Source organism: Arthrobacter sp. MA-N2, assembly GCF_000517125.1.
GTDB classification, from domain to species: Bacteria; Actinomycetota; Actinomycetes; order Actinomycetales; family Micrococcaceae; genus Arthrobacter; species Arthrobacter methylotrophus.
In genome coordinates this window covers 2952786-2968939 of record NZ_KI912155.1, presented here as the reverse complement: position 1 = coordinate 2968939, position 16154 = coordinate 2952786, and the positions used below count along the sequence as shown (strand labels likewise).

The 16154-nt window shown below is 64.3% G+C and carries 14 protein-coding genes and 1 pseudogene; 9 read left to right on the top strand and 6 right to left on the bottom strand.

Going from position 1 to position 16154, the window contains the following annotated elements:
- Positions 1 to 41: 41 nt before the first annotated feature.
- The 5 genes from A3M3_RS25255 to A3M3_RS25245 all read left to right on the top strand — a co-directional run bounded on the left by A3M3_RS25255 (position 42) and on the right by A3M3_RS25245 (position 6014).
- Positions 42 to 1412, top strand: coding sequence for a M24 family metallopeptidase (locus A3M3_RS25255; RefSeq protein ID WP_231497270.1), 1371 nt, complete (start codon positions 42 to 44; stop codon positions 1410 to 1412).
- Positions 1409 to 2305 carry an NAD(P)-dependent oxidoreductase gene (locus A3M3_RS0114585; RefSeq protein ID WP_028266946.1) on the top strand — a complete coding sequence of 299 codons (897 nt, stop codon included), beginning with the start codon at positions 1409 to 1411 and terminating at the stop codon, positions 2303 to 2305. Before A3M3_RS25255 ends, A3M3_RS0114585 begins: the two co-directional genes overlap by 4 nt.
- Positions 2302 to 3015 carry an enoyl-CoA hydratase/isomerase family protein gene (locus tag A3M3_RS25250; RefSeq protein WP_051423199.1) on the top strand — a complete coding sequence of 238 codons (714 nt, stop codon included), beginning with the start codon at positions 2302 to 2304 and terminating at the stop codon, positions 3013 to 3015. The genes A3M3_RS0114585 and A3M3_RS25250 overlap by 4 nt, the downstream gene beginning before the upstream one ends.
- A gap of 61 nt (positions 3016 to 3076) precedes the next feature.
- Complete coding sequence (locus A3M3_RS0114575; RefSeq protein WP_028266945.1) at positions 3077 to 4336, top strand: phosphatidylserine decarboxylase family protein; 1260 nt, start codon at positions 3077 to 3079, stop codon at positions 4334 to 4336.
- Between the two features lie 265 nt (positions 4337 to 4601).
- Positions 4602 to 6014, top strand: coding sequence for a polysaccharide deacetylase family protein (locus tag A3M3_RS25245; RefSeq protein ID WP_051423198.1), 1413 nt, complete (start codon positions 4602 to 4604; stop codon positions 6012 to 6014).
- Positions 6015 to 6560: 546 nt separating this feature from the next.
- Here A3M3_RS25245 and A3M3_RS0114560 read toward each other — a convergent pair.
- Positions 6561 to 7442 carry a helix-turn-helix transcriptional regulator gene (locus A3M3_RS0114560; protein ID WP_028266944.1) on the bottom strand — a complete coding sequence of 294 codons (882 nt, stop codon included), beginning with the start codon at positions 7440 to 7442 and terminating at the stop codon, positions 6561 to 6563.
- A gap of 102 nt (positions 7443 to 7544) precedes the next feature.
- Here A3M3_RS0114560 and A3M3_RS0114555 point away from each other — a divergent pair, with 102 nt between their 5' ends.
- The 4 genes and pseudogenes from A3M3_RS0114555 to A3M3_RS27530 form a co-directional block, all read left to right on the top strand.
- Positions 7545 to 8996, top strand: coding sequence for an MFS transporter (locus A3M3_RS0114555; protein ID WP_028266943.1), 1452 nt, complete (start codon positions 7545 to 7547; stop codon positions 8994 to 8996).
- 81 nt (positions 8997 to 9077) lie between these two features.
- The gene (locus A3M3_RS0114550) at positions 9078 to 9959 is read left to right on the top strand and encodes an aldo/keto reductase (protein WP_028266942.1); all 882 of its coding nucleotides are present in this window, start codon (positions 9078 to 9080) and stop codon (positions 9957 to 9959) included.
- Positions 9960 to 9991: 32 nt separating this feature from the next.
- Positions 9992 to 11017 (top strand): aldo/keto reductase, encoded by a 1026-nt coding sequence (locus tag A3M3_RS0114545; RefSeq protein ID WP_028266941.1) that lies wholly within the window; start codon positions 9992 to 9994, stop codon positions 11015 to 11017.
- Between the two features lie 46 nt (positions 11018 to 11063).
- Positions 11064 to 11201 (top strand): annotated as a pseudogene (locus A3M3_RS27530) (cupin domain-containing protein); the annotation flags it as partial.
- 40 nt (positions 11202 to 11241) lie between these two features.
- Here A3M3_RS27530 and A3M3_RS0114540 read toward each other — a convergent pair.
- The 5 genes from A3M3_RS0114540 to A3M3_RS0114520 all read right to left on the bottom strand — a co-directional run bounded on the left by A3M3_RS0114540 (position 11242) and on the right by A3M3_RS0114520 (position 16040).
- Complete coding sequence (locus tag A3M3_RS0114540) at positions 11242 to 12180, bottom strand: 5'-3' exonuclease (protein ID WP_197023246.1); 939 nt, start codon at positions 12178 to 12180, stop codon at positions 11242 to 11244.
- A 160-nt stretch (positions 12181 to 12340) separates the two neighbouring features.
- Positions 12341 to 12652: a hypothetical protein gene (locus A3M3_RS28560; RefSeq protein ID WP_028266939.1), complete on the bottom strand. Its 312-nt coding sequence runs from the start codon at positions 12650 to 12652 to the stop codon at positions 12341 to 12343.
- 207 nt (positions 12653 to 12859) lie between these two features.
- Positions 12860 to 13423 carry a cysteine hydrolase family protein gene (locus tag A3M3_RS0114530; protein WP_197023245.1) on the bottom strand — a complete coding sequence of 188 codons (564 nt, stop codon included), beginning with the start codon at positions 13421 to 13423 and terminating at the stop codon, positions 12860 to 12862.
- 139 nt (positions 13424 to 13562) lie between these two features.
- Positions 13563 to 14996, bottom strand: coding sequence for a purine-cytosine permease family protein (locus A3M3_RS0114525; protein ID WP_028266937.1), 1434 nt, complete (start codon positions 14994 to 14996; stop codon positions 13563 to 13565).
- Positions 14997 to 15101: 105 nt separating this feature from the next.
- Entirely contained in the window at positions 15102 to 16040 is a 939-nt protein-coding gene (locus A3M3_RS0114520; protein ID WP_028266936.1) for a flavin reductase, read from the bottom strand.
- Positions 16041 to 16154: the final 114 nt, after the last annotated feature.

The window sequence follows — 16154 nt, the reverse complement described above, 5'->3', positions numbered from 1 at the left end:
TCCCCGCACAGCCTTCACCCGAAATACAAAGGAGTATCCTCATGTGCAACCCCAAGAGCCAAAGCCGGCAGATGCCGTCTTTCTACCAAGCCACCAAGGGCGCCTACCCGATTGCTTCACCCGGCGACGCCACTGCCGTGGACTGGGAAAACCGCGTCGACATGGATCGCCTGCGCACCGAGCGCCTCGCGAAGGCGAAGGAGCAGCTCGAGCGTTCACACCTGGGCGCCCTGATTCTGTTCGACATGAACAACATCCGCTATACCACCGCAACCCACATCGGCAACTGGGCCAGGGACAAGTACTTTCGCTGTGCGCTGATCATGCGCGGCCATGACCCGATCCTGTGGGACATCGGATCGGCAGCCAAGACCCACCAGAGCTTCGCCCCCTGGCTGCCGGAGGAAAACTGGCGCGCCGGCGTTTCCACCTGGCGCGGAGCCATCCCCACCGAGGTCGGGATCGAGGCCGCCAACGCCAAGCGTATTGCCGATCTCCTGCGGGAACATGGCCTGGCAAACGAACCGGTGGGCATCGACGTCGTCGAGCTGCCGGTGCTGCGCGCGCTGGAGGCCGAAGGACTCCGGGTCGAGGACGGCAACCATCTCATGCTTGAGGCCCGCACCATCAAGACCCCGGACGAGATCGCACTGCTGAACCACTCGGCCGCCTTGGTGGACGGTGCATACGACGAGCTCTACCGCTTCCTGCGCGCCGGCGTGAAGGAAAACGACTGTGTGGCTCTCGTCAACAAATTCTTGTACGAGAACGGATCGGAAGAAGTCGAAGCCGTCAACGCGATCTCCGGTGAACGCTGCAGTCCCCATCCGCACGTCTTTTCCAACCGGTTCATCCGTCCCGGTGACACCGCGTACTTCGACATCATCCACTCGTACATGGGCTACCGCACCTGCTACTACCGGACCATGAACGTCGGCAGCGCCACAATGGCCCAGCGGGACGCCTACAAGCAAGCCCGGGAGTTCATGGACCTGGCCATCACCGAAGTCCGCCCGGGGGCCTCGAGCGCGGACATTGTGAAGCATTTCCCGGCCGCCAAGGACTTCGGCTTCGAGACCGAGGAGCAAGCCTTCGGTCTCCAGTATTGCCACGGCATCGGCCTGGGACTCTGGGAACGTCCCCTCATGAGCCGCTTCCACTCGTTCGAGCACCCCATCGAGCTCGAAGAAGGCATGGTCTTCGCGATGGAAACGTATTGGCCCACTCCGGACGGTTCTTCCGCTGCCCGCATCGAGGAGGAGCTTGTGGTCACGGCCGATGGCTGTCAGCTGCTCACCCGTTTCCCGGCGGACCAGCTCTACGTCGCGGGTACACGCTACTTCGCGGGCGTCGACATGCCGTCGTCCAGCATCGGAGCTTCGGCTCCGGCGCTGGTGGGAGCAGCCGTATGACCTCGGGGCCAATGCCTGTGGGGTGGTTGGGTACCGGGAAAATGGGGACCGCTCTCGCTTCCCGGCTGCTCAACGCAGGACACGCCCTCCGCGTCTGGAACCGGACCCCGGCCAAGACGATTGCCCTGCGCGATCGCGGCGCCGAAGCGGTGGAGAAGGTTTCCGATCTCGGTGCCTGCCAGGTGGTGTTTGTCACGGTGGCCGGAGACGCCGACCTCGAACAAGTGGTCTGCGGTCCAGGCGGCCTGCTGGCCGGGGACCGTCTGCCCGGGATCATTGTGGACTGCTCGACAGTTTCCGCCCAGGCGTCTGCCGCGGTACGCGCAGCAGCTGCCTCGGCCGGGGTGGCCTTCATCGCCGCCCCGGTGAGCGGCAATCCCGAAGTTGTCGCGGCAGGCAACGCCTGCATCGTGGCCTCCGGTCCGAAGGACGCCTACGACCGGATCCGAGCGCTGCTGGACGCGATGGCCGCCACCGTGGTCCCTGCCGGGGAAGGAGAAGGCAGCCGCCTCGTCAAGCTATGCCACAACCTGTACCTGGGCATCATGGGCCAGGCGCTGGTCGAGGTCACGAGCCTGGCAGAAAACGGGGGCGTGCGGCCCCAGGACTTCCTCACGTTCCTGGGTGGGACCGTCCTTGGCTCTCCTTGGCTGGAGTTACGTGGGCCGGCCCTGGCCGAGCAGGACTGGACAGCAACCTTCACCCTCGAACTGCTGCGTAAAGATCTGTCTCTGGGCCTGGCAGCGGCCCGCGAACTCAACGTTCCAATGCCGCTGGCGGCCAATGTCGAACAGTTGGCCACAGCCGCGATCGCCCTCGGGTACGGCGCCAGCGACATGCTCGCGCTCGCGTCGCTCCAGCCGGGCAACAAAGCAACCGAGGAAGCGCAATGAGAACCATGGCCGAAGAGAACGCAGTGCAGCTCAGCATTCACGGCCGGACCGGGCGGATCGTGCTGCAACGCGGAGAGAAGAACCTTCTCAACGCGCAGATGTGCGCTCAACTTTACGATGGGCTGCGCAGCTTGGACGAAAATCCCGGGGTGGGGGCCATCGTGATCACCGGCGCCGGCGACCATTTCTGCGGCGGCGCCGACGGCGCCCACATACGCGAAACCGGGACGGCCGGGGAATTTGCCGCGGCCGTTGTCGATCTGTTCGGGTACTTCCCGGAGTCAACGACGCCGATCATCGCGGCGGTCAACGGCGACGCGCTGGCGGGCGGCTTCGGCCTCGCCTGCAGCGCGGACATCGTCATCGCCGTAGACACAGCCCAGCTGGGCACAATCGAGGCCCGGCTCGGCACGTGGCCGGCCATCGCTCAGGTGGCGGCGGCCCGCCGGGTACCCCTCAAGGCCGCGATCACCAACGCCCTCACCGGGGACCCCTTCGACGCCGCACGCAGCCTGGCCCTCGGCATCGTGGACGAGGTAGTGCCTCGGGAAGACCTGGATGCTCGCATCGAGCACTACGCAGAGGCCGTGATGCGCTCCGGAGAAGCCGTGCGCATTGGCCGACCACTTTTCTACCGAAGCCTGAACCAGGAATACCGGACTGCCTTGCACGAAGGGGCAGCCGGATTCACTGCGCTGTTCGGCGGCTAGGCGACCGCGAAAAAGAACAGTTTTCGCTGGACCCGGTCAGGAGGCGAGTAGGCTCGGCACTATGAGCCTTAACTCTTCTTCTGACCGGGTCCGGCGACTGGGTGGCTGGCTGCCCGAGCAACAGGACGACCTCGAGGAATGGATTGCCGGTCATCGGGAACGGGCGGAGGCGCGGGGTGAAGATGTTCCTCTGCATCCCGTGATCGTCGAGTTCAAGGAACTGATCGCGAGCGATCCGGTTGTCCGCCTCTACATGACGGAGATGATCGAGCAGGTTCCGAGGTCGAAGCCCTACCGCAAACGGCACCTCACGAGCGTTGACCAGATGCTCCGGCTGATCAACGAGGTCCTGACGACTGCCCCGGAGTTCAGCGAAGGGGGCATGGTCACCACGCCCTTGACGGCGATCCTCGATTGGACCATGGGAACCGAGGCTGGCTTCGCTGCCCACCGCGATCCGCGGATCGTCGCCATGTTCCGCAAGATACTGAACGCTTGGTGCGTGTTCCTGAGCAGCGAGGAGTCGCTGTACGTGCTCAACGACTCGCCGTCGGGGTGGATGTCGGAGAAGGCGCGGCAGGTTGTCGGGATGGACGACTACCAACACGATCCCCTCGCCGAGCACTGGGGATTCACGTCGTGGAACGATTTCTTCACCCGCCGGCTCACATCGACCTCCCGACCCGTCGCTGCACCCGAAGACGACAAGGTCATCGTCAGCGCCTGCGAGTCGACCCCCTACAGGATAAGCTCCGACGTTCAACGCCAGAGCCGGTTCTGGGTCAAGGGCCAGCCCTACTCACTCGAGGACCTGCTCGCCCGCGACGAGTCGGTGGATCACTTTGTCGGCGGAACGGTGTACCAGGCGTTCTTGAGCGCGTTGAACTATCACCGGTGGCACGCTCCCGTCGCCGGAACTATCGTGAGGGCGTACCTCAAGGACGGCACGTACTTCTCCGAAGCGGAATCCGAGGGGGCCGACGCCGTCGAGGCAACCCTCTCGCAATCATATTTGGCCCACGTCGCAGCCCGGGCGATCATCCTGATCCAAGCCGACGACCCCGTTATCGGGCTCATGGCAGTGGTCCCCGTGGGCATGGTCGAGGTCTCGTCCTGCGTCATCGATCCGGAGATCGTCCCGGGACACCACGTTAATAAGGGCGATGAGCTGGGGTACTTCCAGTTCGGTGGTTCGACCGAGTGCCTCGTCTTCCGGCCCGGTGTTATCGAGCAATTCGCCCTCACTGCGATCCCTCAACCGCAAGATCCGAACGCACCACTGGTGCGGGTTAGGTCGAAGCTTGCAACTGCCAAGCCGTGAGGGCGGCGGCCCACGGCTAAGCAATTAGCTAGCTACATCGGAAGGCCTACCTAACGGCGGCTCAAAAGGAACGAGTGTCGACCACTCGTTTTTGCGGCAACCCGGCAGTCGTAGCCTCTAAGGTACGCGTGTGCGAACTAATCACAACGGGTGCCATCCACCGGAACCCCTGATCGGGCTCCTCTTTCGAGCGGCACCCTCCTGGAATATCAACGAAGGATCACTCGGCCTCTGGCGCAGTGCCTAAGCCGGGGAGGAGTTGGCCATGAGTACCACAAGTCAGCAGCGAGGGACGAGCGAATCGTCACTCGGGGGCCCCACACGGCCCACCGCGAACGGAGCGGGGCCCGGCAGGCTGCTCCGCAAACGCTGGACGGCATTCGGCAGCAGTACGCTGCTGGTTGCCGGCCTGCTGGCCGCGGTGGGGTTCGCCGCACCGGCGCACGCTGCCGCGAACACCGTGGTATCACTGACATTCGATGACGGCAACGCGGACCAGTTGACGGCCGAAGCCACGATGAAGAGCCTGGGCCTGAGCGGCACGTTCTTCATCACCACCGGGTGGATTGGCCAGCCCACCTACCTGACCACGGCCAATCTTCAGCAGATCGCCGCCGACGGCAATGAGATCGGCGGCCACACCGTGACCCACCCGGATCTGGTGTCCCTGACCGCCGCTGAGTCGACGCGGCAAATCTGTGACGGGCGCGTGGCACTGATGAACATGGGCTTCAAAGTCACCAGCTTCGCCTATCCCTTCGCTTCCGAAGACCCGGCCACCGAAGCCCTCGTGAAGCAGTGCGGTTTCAACAGTGCCCGCGGACTGGGCGACACCTCCAGCCCGGATCCCTCTACGGCGACGCTTCCCGCGGCAGATACCATCCCACCCGCCAACCCCTACATCACGGCAGCACCGGATGAGGTAGACAGCACCTGGACCCTGCAGAATCTGGAGGATCAGGTGACCCACGCCCAATCAGCCGGAGGCGGCTGGGTCCAGCTTACTTTCCATCACATCGCCGTCGGCACGGACCCGACGCTGACGATCACTCCCACCCTCTTCAGTCAGTTCGCCACCTGGTTGGCCCAGCAAAAGACGGCCGGTACCGTCGCGGTGCAGACCGTCGACCAGGTCATCGGAGGCACCCAGCAGCCAGCAGTCCAGGGGCCCGCGGTACCTCCACCACCACCGCTCGGAACGAACCTGATCCAAAACCCCAGCCTGGAAACCCTGGTCAACACCATCCCGCAGTGCTGGGCAGCCGGCGGGTACGGCACCAACACCCCCGCTTTCTCCGTCGTCACCCCCGGCCACACCGGTACGAATGCGGAACAGCTCACCGTGACGGGCGCGGTGTCCGGGGACGCGAAACTCCTCCCCGCATTGGACCTCGGCGGCTGTTCACCAACGGGGATACCCGGACATACCTACCAGTTGAAAGCCTGGTATAAATCCACCGCAGCAACCCAATTCGAACTCTATTACCGTATCGGCAACGGCTATTGGACCTATTGGACTGCCAGCCCCCTCGTCGCCGCCGCGGCGAACTGGACCCAAACCACCTGGACCACCCCACCCCTGCCGGCCGGTGCCTCGGGGATCAGCTGGGGCTTGAACATCCAAACGAACGGCACCATCACCACGGACGACTACGAGATGTACGATAACGGCGCATAGTTCGCATCCCACAACGCGGCGCTCCCTGCATGAGGCCGCCGTCGATCAACACGGACGTCGACGTCAGTCACCCCGGCGTTCGTCGTCGTGGCGGTAGTCTCTTTGATCCGAGATCGACGCATCTGGCATCCCGGGGCGCGCCGCTGAGGGATGCTCCTGCTCCGAGGTTCTCTGCCCGGACGTCGTCCGTTTGGTGTGCCGTGGCCATGGTCCGTGAGATTTCCCGCGGCCCGTTCGCCGAGTTCGCCGAGTTCGGCGATCTGCGGGCAAGTTCATCTGGTGTCCAAAGACCATGACTGCAGCTAGGATGATTGCTCCCAGGATCACTGCCGCGACCCAGATCCATTGTTTTCCGTCCACGTTCCCGCCTCCGGAGCCCCTTGACCCGGTCCGGAACTGCTTCCCCAAGAAGCGTCCAATATCTCACCGAGCATAAGTCACCAAATTACAGCGCGGAAGAGTGGATTATCGTCCAAGCCACAAGAGGGGATGCTTCGCCGATGCTTCCGGTGTCGCGGACGATCAGGTCCGTGGAGGGACCGTGGCTCATTTTTTCTCCTTGACCGGTACCTCTGCGGCGTCGAGCTGTGTCGCTGCCCAGCTGGCGAGGACTTTCAGGGCATCTTCTGAGGGTGTCCCGGGGTCCGCTGTGTAGACGTTGATGCGCAGGCCCGGGTCGGCGGGGAGCTCGAGTGCTTCAAAGCTCAGGTCCAGGTCCCCGACGATCGGGTGGTGGAGGCGCTTGCGGCCGGCGCGGTGGTACTTCACGTCGTGACGGGCCCACCGGGTACGGAACTCTTCGCTTCGCGTGGACAGCTCGCCGATCAGGTCCGTCAGGTCCTTGTCATAAGGGTTCTTCCCCGCGGTGGAACGCAGGACCGCGACGATGTCATCTGCAGCGCGTTCCCAATCGGCGAAGAACTCCCGCGCTTTCGGGTTCAGGAAGGTGAAGCGTGCACTGTTCGGCGGAAGAGGCCCCTCTGCCATCATGTCCAGGTAAAGGGCACGGCCGAGTTCGTTGGAAGCCAGGACATCCCCGCGATCGTTGCGAACCCAGGCCGGTGCGGCAGTGATCGCGTCGATAACCCGTTGCACGCTCGGCCGCACTGTCTGCGGGCTGTGCCTGCGCCGCGCCCGAGGGGAGGCGCTAGCGGCGCGGGCAAGGTCAAAAAGGTGGGCCGTTTCGGCGTCGTCGAGCTTCAACGCACGCCCAAGGGCTTCGAGGACGCTGTCCGAGGCGCCGGAGAGATTTCCCCGTTCCAGGCGTATGTAGTAGTCAATGCTCATCCCGGCGAGCATCGCGACTTCCTCGCGGCGCAGCCCGCTAACGCGCCGGTTGCCGCCGTAGACCGGCAGACCGGCCTCGTCCGGCGTGAGCCTGGCACGGCGGGAGGTCAGGAACTTCCGCACATCATCGCTATGTGTCATGGATCCACGGTACGCCGTGGCTTATAGGACGAGGGAGGGTCTGGCATTACTTGGAACAACCGTGACTCCCGGCCCGAAAGGAATCAAGATTGCATTTAGAACATGAAAACTCCACCCGCAACCGCACCCCACCCGGGGGCGATCCTGGCGATCATCCTCGCCAGTTACTTCATGATCCTGCTGGACAACTCGGTCATCTTCACCGCCCTACCGAGCCTGCAAGCAGAGCTGCGGCTGAGCACCGGCGAGCTCTCCTGGGTCCAGGACGCGTACACGCTGGTCTTCGGCGGCCTGCTCCTCCTCGGAGCCCGGGCCGGTGACCTGCTCGGCCGACGGCGCGTCTTCGTCGTCGGGCTGGCGGTGTTCTCGCTCGCGTCTCTGTTGATCGGGCTGGCGCCGGCGGGCTGGTGGGCCATCGCCGGCCGCGCCGTGCAGGGTATCGGGGCGGCAATCGTCGCGCCCGCCTCACTCTCCCTGCTCACCGCTAGCTTCCCGGAAGGACGCGAGCGCACCCGGGCCGTCGCTTTGTATGGCGCGACCGCAGGGATCGGCGCCAGCCTGGGCCTGGTCATCGGCGGAGCCCTGGCGCACTGGATCTCCTGGCGCGCCGGGTTCTTCGTCAACGTGCCGATCGGCGCCGCGATGATCGCACTCGCTCCCCGTTTCCTCCCTGAGACCGGCCGGGCCCGCGGACGCTTCGATTTGTTCGGCGCGCTCAGCGCCACCCTCGGTGTCGGCGCTCTCGTGTTCGGGATCATCAACACCTCCGACGCCGGCTGGACGTCCCCGGTCACACTCACGGCCGTCAGCACCGGCGTCCTCCTCCTGGCCGCCTTTGTGCTGATCGAACGCACGGCGGCCCAGCCGATCATGCCGCTGCGGCTGTTCCGGAGCCGCCGACGCACCGGCGCCTACGTGGCACGGTTCCTCTACCTGGGAGCGATGATCGCGTTCTTCTTCTTCACCACCCAATTCCTCCAGGAAGTGCTCGGCTTCGACCCCCTGCAGGCCGGCATCGGATTCCTCCCCATGACCGCGGTCAACTTCGCGGTCGCGATGAGCATCCCCCGGCTCGTTGGCAAGATCCCGGGCTCGCTGCCGCTCCTGGCCGGGATACTACTCACCCTCGCCGGGATGTTCTGGCTCAGCCGGGCCGGCACCGACTCCAGCTACCTGACCGGGGTGGCACTACCGATGATCCTCATCGGCGCCGGACAGGGCCTCGCGTTTGCGCCCCTGACCACCTTCGGCATCACCGGAGCCCCCGCGTCCGACGCCGGCGCGGCATCCGGGCTCGTGAACACCTTCCACCAGCTCGGCACCTGCCTCGGACTCGGCATCGCGGTCGCCGCCGCAGCCACCGTCCCGGCAGCGGGCTCCGCCGTCGCGCACCTCGCCACCCAGGTCAGCACCGCACTCACGACAGGCAGCATCCTCCTGCTCCTGGCACTGGGCGTCACCGCGGCCCTCATCCTGCCCGCAGACCTGGCCGCCCGCCGCACCGGGACCACCCAGGAAGCCGCGCCGGAGCCGCATCTCGAAGCCGTCCGTTGAACCTCCCGGCCGCCCACCCCAAGGGGGTACTGACATGCACTCCCACAACCCCGCACATCTGAATAGCGTGAAGGCATGGACATGAAACTAACACTCAACAACGGCATCACAATGCCAGCCCTGGGCCTGGGCGTCTTCCAAAGCGCCCCGGAGCAGACGACGGCGGCCGTCGCGGCCGCGCTAGCCACCGGCTACCGGCACATCGACACCGCCGCCGCGTACGGCAACGAGCGGGAGGTCGGTGAGGGCATCCGCCGTTCAGGCCTGGACCGCTCCGAGGTGTTCATCGAGACCAAGGTGTGGGTCAGTGACTACGGCTACGACCAGACCCTGCACGCCTGGGACAAAGCGACAGGCAAGCTCGGCGTCGACTACCTGGACATGCTCATCCTGCACCAGCCCGCCCCCGACCGGTTCGAGCAGACCACCGCCGCGTACAAGGCATTGGAGACCCTGCTCGACGACGGGCGCGTCCGGGCGATCGGCGTCAGCAACTTCATGCCGCACCACCTGGAGCAGTTGCTCGACTCGACCGACGTCGTCCCGGCCGTGAACCAGATTGAACTACACCCCTACTTCACCCAACCGGACGTACAGGCAGCCGACGCCGGGCACGGCATCCTCACCCAGGCGTGGTCACCGATCGGAGGAATCACCTTCTACCCGGGATGGGGCGAGGAACGCCGGAACGTCATGGAAGACCCGATCATTGCCGCCATCGGGCGGGCCCACAGCAAGAGCCCGGCGCAGGTCATGCTCCGCTGGCACCTGCAGCAGGGCCGCTCGGCCATCCCGAAATCGACGAACCCGGCACGCATCGCCGAAAACTTCGACGTCTTCGATTTCGAACTCGGCGCCGACGAACTCGCCGCCATCGACGCGCTCAACACCGGCAACCGCAACGGACCGGACCCGGACCAAGCCCGGCCGGAACGCTTCGCCATGGTCATCCCCGAAGCCTAAGACCTAAGACCTAAGACAGAGAAGGAAACAGCATGGAATACCGTTCCCTCGGCCGCACCGGTCTGCAGCTCAGCCCCTTATGCCTCGGCGCGATGATGTTCGGCCCCTGGGGCAACAACGACACCGCCGACTCCTCCCGCATCATCCACCGCGCCCTCGACGCGGGGATCAACTTCATAGACACCGCCGACGTCTACTCCGGCGGGGCATCCGAGGAAATCGTCGGCCAGGCACTGGAAGGCCGGCGGGACGAGGTGTTCCTTGCCACCAAGTTCTTCATGCCCATGAGCGAAGACCCCAATCACCGCGGAGGATCCCGCCGCTGGATCATGCGCGCGGTGGAAGACTCCCTCCGACGCCTGAACACCGACTACATCGACCTCTACCAGGTCCACCGGCCCAGCCCGGACACCGACGTCGAGGAGACCCTCGGCGCGCTCACCGACCTCGTCCGCCAGGGCAAAGTCCGCTACATCGGCTCCTCGTCCTACTCCGGATCCCAGATCGTCGAAGCCCAATGGGCATCCCGGGAACGCAATCTCGAGCGGTTCGTTACCGAACAGCCGCCCTACTCGATTCTGGTCCGGGGCATCGAAGAGGACATCCTCCCCACGGTCCAACGCCACGGCATGGGAACCCTCACCTACAGCCCGCTCAGCGGCGGCTGGCTCTCCGGGCGCTGGCGCAAAGACTCCGCCTCCACGCCCACTTCTCCCGCGCGTCCGAATGCCAGGTTCGACATGAGCAGCCCGGCCAACCAGCGAAAACTCGACATCGTCGAAGATCTCGCCCAGCTCGCCGAACAAAACGGACTGACGCTCATCGAGCTGGCCATCGCTTTCGTGATCAACCACCCCGGCGTGACCGCCGCGATCGTCGGACCGCGCACTATGGAGCAGCTCGAGTCCTACCTGCCCGCCGCGGACATTACGCTCAGCACCGACGTGCTGGACCGCATCGACCAGCTCGTCGCACCAGGCATGACCATCAACCCTGACGACAACAGCTACGGAACCCACGAACTGACAGCGCAAGCACGACGACGGCCACAGACGTGACCGCAACGGCTGTGAGAGCGATCGTGCGTCGGCGTCGCCCGGAGCCCGCACCGCGTGGCGCCCCCACCAACACGGTCAATATCTTCGCGTCACCCAGGGTGTAGGCCGTTTCGGAACCCGGGACGGAAAGAACATCGAAGTCCACCCCGGCGGGACGGTCTCTACCCCACCCGGGGAGGAACACTGGCCCGCCGCCACCCCCGGCTGCTTCATGGAACACCCTCTCACCGACGGAGTTCGAAGGCGTCGAGCAAACGTTTCACCGAGCCGCCGAGGTTCCAGTCGGTCGCGAGCCGCTCGAGTTCGGTGCGCGAGTCTCCGACGACGGGCTGCAAGAGCGCTCCGGCCTCTTCGAGAGTGGGCAGCGCGAGGTCACGCACGACTTTCACAACGACGGGCGCAACCGCCAGGTAGTCCGCGGAGGCCGCGAGTTTCGACCGGACGGGCGCGGACAGTCCGCTGCCTGGATCCATCGCGGCCTCGAGCAACTCGTCAAGGGTGCCATATGCCGCGAGGAGCGACGCCGCTGTCTTCTCGCCGATCCCTGCGACGCCCGGCAGCCCGTCAGAGGCGTCGCCGCGCAGCGTGGCATAGTCGGCGTACTGTTCGGGCAGCACACGGTACTTCCCGACGACGACGGCATCGGTCACGATCTCGAGGTTCTTCATGCCTCTCGCCGTGTAGATGACCCGCACCTGGCGGCCGTCGTCGACGACCTGGAACAGATCCCGGTCGCCCGTCACCACGTCGACAGGAAGGTCCGCGTGGCTGGCGTATGTGCCGATGACGTCGTCGGCTTCATGCGCGGCAGCCCCGACGACGGCGATTCCCGCGAGGCCGAGCACCTGCCGGATCATCGGAACCTGCATCCGCAAGGCGTCCGGCACTACTTCCAGATCCGGAGCGCCCGCTACTGCCTCCGCGACCCGATGCGACTTATACGTCGGGATCAGGTCAACCCGCCACTGCGGACGCCAGTCCTCGTCCCAGCACGCCACCAGATGCGTCGCCCCATACTCGGCGGTGAGGCGCGCGATCATATCCAGCAGGCCGCGAACGGCATTCACCGGAGTGCCGTCGGCGCGGCGGATTGAATCGGGTACCCCGAAGAAGGCCCGGAAGTAGAGCGAGGCCGTATCGAGGAGCATCAGGCGGTGAGGCATAACCGATCCTTGCATCCGCGCCCCTGATTCGCCGATTCGCACCGCCGGACGGCTCCCACTGGCTCCTACTTCAGCAGGTGCACGACCCACGTTTCAGTGTCGGCCGGATCGGGTGTCGGCGCAACCTCGCACCGGACGGCCGTGATCAAACTTCGTGGATCTACCGGCCCATTCCGGATGCCGCAGAGATGACAATGAGAAGGACGACGAGCAGCCAGATGATGCCGGCGATCGTGTCAATCCAACCAAGGACCTTGCCGAAGGTTGCCGAGTGGTGCAGGGCCTCCGCCTTCTTTGCATTTGAGATCGCAAGCGGACCGAAGACGATGCCCAGGAAGAAGAACCCGATTACACCGAAGATCGTGGACTTTTCCTTGAATTTCGTGCCGCGAAAGAAGTCCAGGGAGTTGTTCTGCTGCACGTTCGGGTAGTTCGGGTATTGATATGGCTGGTTGTATTTGGGTTGCGACACCAGAGACCTTTCGATGGTGATGAGACTTCGACCTGGCGGGGAATATCGCGTTCACCGCGCTTTGTCGGTCGTCGTCTACCCCGGGCACGAGAATACCCCCGCCGGCAGGCCATGGCGGCAACTTAGGGAAATCCTAGGAGAATCTTGGGAATCGATGAGCGGCTTCTCCAAAGACCGCTTTCGTGCCGAAATGGTGGGAGCACGGCCTCAACCAAGAAGGGTATCGCTTTTGACTACCCTGACCATCGGTGAAAGTAGTTCCAAAAGGACTAGCGCCTGGTCATGCGCTGCGTCGCTTTGGCCGGCGCAGGCGTCCTCGACCACTGTGACATACCGGCCTGCATCCGCGGCGCCGAGGGCTGTGGCCAGGATGCAGCAGTCAGTCGCAACACCGGTGAGGACCATCTCTTCCCCGACGGGAATCCGTTCCGCGAGCTCTTCCCCCCATTTCGAGAATGTCGGAAGATCAATGGAGCCGCTCACCTCGACCCCCTGAAGTTCGATATCCCATAGCTGATCGGCCGGATCCAGGCGCATGCTTTGCCAGCGGTCGTAGTAGGAGGACCATGAGCCTTTCTCCTCGGGGTCGGGGACGAAGCGGGTGAGGATGGGGTCCATTCCAGAGGCTGACAAGGCCGCGATGGCCCGGGCCGCTTCGTCGTAGCGCGGGACATGCCACTCCCCCGCTTCGCGGAACGCGCGTTGCATGTCAATCACCACCAGATGGCGCTTTGCCCCGCCCGTTGCGGTCCTGCTCTTGCTGTTAGTCACGATGTGTGGCCTTCCTTTCCGGCATTCGGAGGTCCGGTTCGATCGGTGGGCGGCGGCCGCCGTGTGTGGGCGGCGAGCGAATCGCCGTCGTGCGGTCCGGTGGGTGGCTCCCCACCTGGCGGTGGGGAGCCACTTGGCCTTAGAGGGTCCGCCCGGCCGCGCTGCGGTCCAGCATGTCGTGCCCGGAGAGGCGCTGACGGCGGTGGGTGAGGAGGTACACGCCGGTCGCGACGGCGGCTCCGACGTAGTAGGAGAGGTCACCGATCTGGGGGAAAGCGGTGGCGATGGGTCCGGTGTAGATGGAGGACATCCAGAACGGGGATGAGAGGACAACGCCGGCGGCCCAGGCAACAAAGCCCCATTCGAACTTCCGGCTCTTATCGAAAAGCTCACGCAGTCCGCGCTCGGTCCGCTGGCCTCCGAACAAGTAGTCGCACACAAGGACCGCGACGTACGGGGCGATGCAGTAGGCGGTCAGGTTGAGAAATGCCGTGAATCCTTCGTTGAACCCGTCTTGGCCCCAGAGAGCCACAAGGTAGGAAACGACGCAGATGAAGATGACCCCGGTGTGCCGCTTGACCGGTACACCCATGGTCTGGATGGAGATGGCACCGCCGTAGACGTTCAGGAAGTTCTGCGTGAAGGAGGACAGCGCGACGACGCCGAGGCCGATCGGCGCCCACCCGCCCATGAGCTCCTTGAGGGCGCCGATGCTGTCGGTCGCGGTGGCTGTTGATCCGAGGAGCGTGCCGAGAATGCCCATCCAGACCAGCGTGACGCCATTTCCCAGCATGGTGGCCCAGCCGGCGCCGCGGCGGTTGCCGGGCGTGTTGGGAAGGTAGCGGGAGTAGTCGGAGGCGAAGGGCATCCAGGCCACGATGAAGGAGAAGAACCAGCCGAAGAAGATGATCCATCCGCCGATCCCGTCGAAGCCCTGCGCCGCCGGATTGAAGTCGTTGACGATGTGTCCGTTGACGGCGGCCACGGCGGTGATGAAGACGAAGCCGATTACCAGGACGAAGGAGAGGATGCGCTGGAGGAAGTGGATCAGGTTGTACCCGATGACCGCTACGCCGAGCTGGATGCCCATGAGGACGAGTGAGGAGAGCCAGAAGGGAATGTCGGTGAGCAATGCAATGGCCTTGCCGCCAAGGATGACGGTCACTGCCGCCCAGCCGATGCCGGCGAAGACGTTCACATACGCCACGGGGAACAGGTTGCCGATGAATCCTAGCGGACCGCGCCCCTGCATCTGCTGGGGTACGCCTAGCCGGACGCCCATCGCGGAGAGGTAGCCCATTCCGGCCGAGGCGGTCACGCCGGCAAGGACGATCGCCAGAGCGGCGGCCCAGAACGGGAGCCCGAAGTAGGTGGCGCTGAAGCCGAGGACCACGATGGGGAAGTTCATGCCGGCCGCGAACCAGAGGAAGAACTGCGAACGCGGCTTGCCGTGGCGTTCGACGTCGGGGATGTGCTCGATGCCGTACGGCTCGATCTTGGTGAGGCTGTCGCGATATCCGCGATCTACAGCAACGCTGTCTTCGGAGACGGAACTCATAGTGTCTGGGCTCATTTTTTGTCCTATGGTGGAATGCGCACCTAGGTGCGCTGCTTGAGAGAGCAGGTTGTGTCGGTGCGGCCGGTTTCCCGTGCAAAGGCTCATCAGCCGTGCCGACACTTAGAGTTCGGCGAGATTTCCGCCGTCGTAGAAGTGTCCGGCCTTGTAGACCATCGGCGCAGAATCGTCGATTTCCGCGTGCCGGACCCGGCAGATGAAGACTGTATGGGTCTTCGCTTGGAACCGCTCTTGAATTTCGGCCTCCAAAGAAGCCGCCGAGCCGTTCAAAAGCGGGCTTCCCTTCGGCCCCTCGTGCCAGTCCAGGTCCGCGAACTTGTCTGCCGCCTTCGAAGCGAACACCCGCACCGTCTCGTGTTGTGCCGTTCCCAGGATGTTGATGCCGAGGTGGCTCGACGAGAACAGCGCCGGGTAGGTGCTGGAGGTTTTCTGAACACAGATCAGGACCAGGGGCGGCTCAATGGAAACTGAACAGTATGAGTTCGCTGCCAGCCCTTTGGGGGTTTCGCCTTCTTTGGTGGTGACCACGGTGACACCGGTGATGAACTGGCGGTTGAACGCCTTCATCAAGTCTGCGTCAAGCTCCGGGAAGTCGCCGCTGTCTCCAACTTCAGGAGTGGCTATCCCGCGCAGCGGGCGAATCCCGAGGGCAGCCAGCAGCTCGCTCCCGTCCCACGTCACGGTTTCTTTTGTAATCTTGCCATCCTTGAGGACCAGGATGTTCGAGCCCCTCGTGTGGACGGTAAGTCCTGTTGCCGGGACGCCGAGGTATTCGCGGGCGTGGGTGCCGGTAGACGTCCAGAATACGGCGACCGTGCCATTTCCCTCGACGACGTTGTCGATCGTGGTGCGCAGGTCCGGGAAAGCTTCCCGCACCGCGGCAATCTCGGCTTTGAGACCCGTGATGTCGACAGTGGCGCCCGTCGCCTTGCTGGTTCGCGTGTAGCCAACCGCTACGAGGCTGTCGAGGGCATCAAGGTCACCCTTGTCCCAGGCCTCGAGCCAAGCTGATGTAATGAGCGGTTCAAGAGTCTGTTGCATACCAATGACGGTAAGGCAGATCACTTGTTTGGGTCAATAGTCTCGCTCAAAGTCCTTGAAAATAGCGAAAATCCAGGGAAGTTCATAAATGGCAACCGAACTCTTGACGCACTT